Here is a 3,063-nt window from a genome sequence, read left to right as displayed (position 1 = left end):
TTTGTCGCGCGCAGGCGGTAGGCATCGTAGCCGGAACCGTGACCGATGCGACCCGTCTTCTGACGGCCATAACCGAGCGCCAGGCCGACGACATTGTCCGCCATGCCCGGTTGTTTCCAGACCGGGCCCACGATTTCGCGGCCATCGAGTTGAATCCGAACCAAGGGGACGAACAGCTTGTTGTTCTCGTTGTTGTGGATGAGCAGGCCAAGGTTGTCCGCGGTCGTCGGGCTCAACAAAATCACATTTTCCCAGACGAGCTTGGTCACCGGATCGGGCAGCTCCTGCAACCACCCGTTGTTGTTGTAACGGCCGTCGTCCAGTTTGTAGTCACGATGGAAAATAACTTCGAGCGAGTCCGCGGTCGGGGCCGGCGCGGACTTTGCCGTGCCAATCGCCTTCCCCGCAGCTGCCGCGTCGAACTGGACTGCCACCGGATTGGACGCGCTGCCGGGCAGGAAACCGTCGTGCAGGAATCGTTTCCAGTTGTCTTCGCCGTCGCCGGCGATGCCGCGATACGTTTCGCGAGCGATGTCATGCGGCTTGATCGTGTCCAGGCCACCAATTCTCGCGAGGACTTCCAGTTCCGGGACGCCACCGAACAACGGTTCAATGAGCGGTTGCACCGGAACGAGTGTGCCGTCCGCCGTGCGCGCGTCGCCCCACGATTCGAGGTAATGGGCCAGCGGCAGATGCCAGTCACTCACGGCAAACGTCTCGTCCTCGTAATAGCCGAGGCGAACGACCGTCTTCGCCTTGCGCTGCGCCTGCGCCCAGTTCAAATCCGCAGGCGCGTTGTAAACCGGATTGCCGCCCAGAATCACCAGCGTCCCGACCTGCCCCGCATTCAACGTCTCCGCGAGGTCGAAAATCGTTTCTTCTTTTGGCTCGGGCGAATCAAGGAAAACGACCGTTTTGCCGACATTGCCAAGGGCGACGTTGAGCGCGTTGGCGACAAGATGAACCGCGAGGGGCTGGCGCTGACCGGCAAGAACCAGACTGTTGCCGGCGTTTGCCCGCAAATCCTTTGCGCATTCGGTGATCCACTTTTCATTGGCCTGCGTTCCCGCTCCGAGCGTTTGCAGCACTCCGCCCATCTCACTCAAAGCGCCGCCCTGCCGGAGAACCTCCCCCGCCAGACGCGCCGCCAAGGCAAGCGTTGCGCCTGCCGGCGCGCGCAACCGATGGTCTGCATTCGCGCCCGTCAGCGTGAACAACCCTTCGACCACGTAAAGGCGGTTCATCGAGTCGGCCGGTTTCTCAACCTTCCGGCCTTTGATGAAACGCCGGATATTGATGTAGGCGTCTTCTTCGCCGCCAATGAAATCACAGTCAAGCGAGAGGATGACCTTTGCTTCGTCGAGTTTGTAATATGGCCGGACGGATTTGCCGAACGCGAGCGCCGCCGCCTGGCGGTGAATGTCAAAATCCACCGGTTCGTGGACAAACCAGCGCGCCTTCGGAAATTTGTCACCAACAAGTTTCTGCAGCCGCGCGCGGGACGGCGAACTGCTGCGCCCCAGCAAAAAACACAGTCCCTGACCTCCATCTCCCTGCGCCTTCTTCGACAGCTCGCCCAGGAAATCCAGGGCTTCCTCGCGCCTCACCGTGTTGCCGTTCTTCACGAACCGCATCGCGCGGTCGGGGTCGTAAACATCCAGAACGGACGCTTGCGCGTAACGGTCGGCAGCGCCGTTGCTGTCCGGGTGTAACCCGTTGCCCTCAATCTTGGTCGGTCGGCCGTCACTCGATTTGACCACCAGTGGAACGGCGGTGCCGCGCGTGGGCATGGCGGTCGCGAAGAATTCCGGGGCGCCGTGAATGAAGTTTTCGGGCGCCTTGCCGAACGGCAGAATCTTTTCCTCCGGCCGGCGACAGCCGCTCAGACCAAAACCCGCCAGCAAAAACGACGCGGACATGATCTTCACGAAATGCCGCCGCGTCACCGGGTCGGTCAGTTCGCTGGCGCCCGCCGGGAATTCGCGCTCCACCCACTGGCGAAACTCCGCCGTGTCGGCCAGGTGATCCAGGCTGCGCCAGTACTTCGGGCCGGTCTCCGGTTCCGGGCAGGTTGGAGGAATGGTTTTGCTCATCGGTGACAGGTGGAACAGCTTTGCAGCGACTGGACCTTCCAGTCGTGGACGAACTTATCGCCGTTCTGCTTCTGCAATTCGGCGGCGATCTTCGGGTCGTCGTTCCACTTCCAATCCAGGTCGGTGATCTTGTCGGGTGGGCGCACATGCGCCGCAGGATTGCGATGGCAGTCCAGACAGAAGCTCATGCTGAACGGCTTCGCATGATAAACCTCGTCCATCTTGTTGATCTGTCCGTGGCACTCAACGCAACTGATGCCCCGGTTCACATGAACGGAATGGTTGAAGTACACGTAGTCGGGAGTCTTGTGGATGTGAACCCACGGAATCGGCTTGCCCGTGGCCGCGCTTTCCCGAACCAGCTCCAGTTTGGAACTGTCCTTCAAAACCTGATTGTGACAGTTCATGCAGGTGGACGCGGACGGAACATTGGAATACCAGGATTTCTCCACAGTGCTGTGGCAATACCGGCAATCCATGCCGAGCTGGTCCACGTGAATCGCATGTGAAAATGCGACCGGTTGAATGGGCTGATAGCCGACCCGCGTGTATTTTGGAGTGAAATAGTACCACATACCTGCGGTCAACGCGGTGCCGAGGAGCAAAGTGCCGACGGCGATTTGAAGGGGAAGCCGGTTCGTCCACTTTGGAAAGATGTCCGACATTTAGTTTGTTCGCTCGCGCAACCGTTCCGGTAAGCGGTCAGGACACAGCTTTTTTTCGCGCGAGCCGGTGATTGTTGCGAATAGCCCGCCAGCGTCAACGCTTTTTATCGCCGGCCATATTTTGGCACCGCGACGACAAAATCAGAGGCATCCCGAAACCGCACGGCATGTTTAATCCTCGTCACAGACGCGGGCAAGAAAGTTTGTGAAATTTTTCACGATTTCGCGCCGGTTAATGACCCGGATTAGGCGCGTTGCTGTTCGCAGGAAATAAACACGACTCCATCATTTCGGGATCGCGACGC

At 59.5% G+C, this 3,063-nt stretch carries 2 protein-coding genes; both read right to left on the bottom strand.

Annotation, left to right across the window (positions count from 1 at the left end; genetic code table 11):
* The coding region (locus tag VN887_14230) for a TAT-variant-translocated molybdopterin oxidoreductase (protein HXT41165.1) at nucleotides 1–2,093 on the bottom strand (2,093 nt) is incomplete at its 3' end.
* Complete coding sequence (locus VN887_14225; GenBank protein HXT41164.1) at nucleotides 2,090–2,758, bottom strand: cytochrome c3 family protein; 669 nt, start codon at nucleotides 2,756–2,758, stop codon at nucleotides 2,090–2,092. The genes VN887_14225 and VN887_14230, both read right to left, overlap by 4 nt.
* Between the last annotated feature and the right edge of the window lie 305 nt (nucleotides 2,759–3,063).

Origin of the sequence: Candidatus Angelobacter sp. (assembly GCA_035607015.1) — a bacterium.
Lineage (GTDB): Bacteria > Verrucomicrobiota > Verrucomicrobiia > Limisphaerales > AV2 > AV2.
This window is presented reverse-complemented; position numbering and strand designations above follow the sequence as displayed.

What these genes read in the sequence shown, in the direction of transcription:
- VN887_14225 (HXT41164.1), bottom strand. Translation starts at nt 2,758, where the DNA reads ATGTCGGACATCTTTCCAAAGTGGACGAACCGGCTTCCCCTTCAAATC.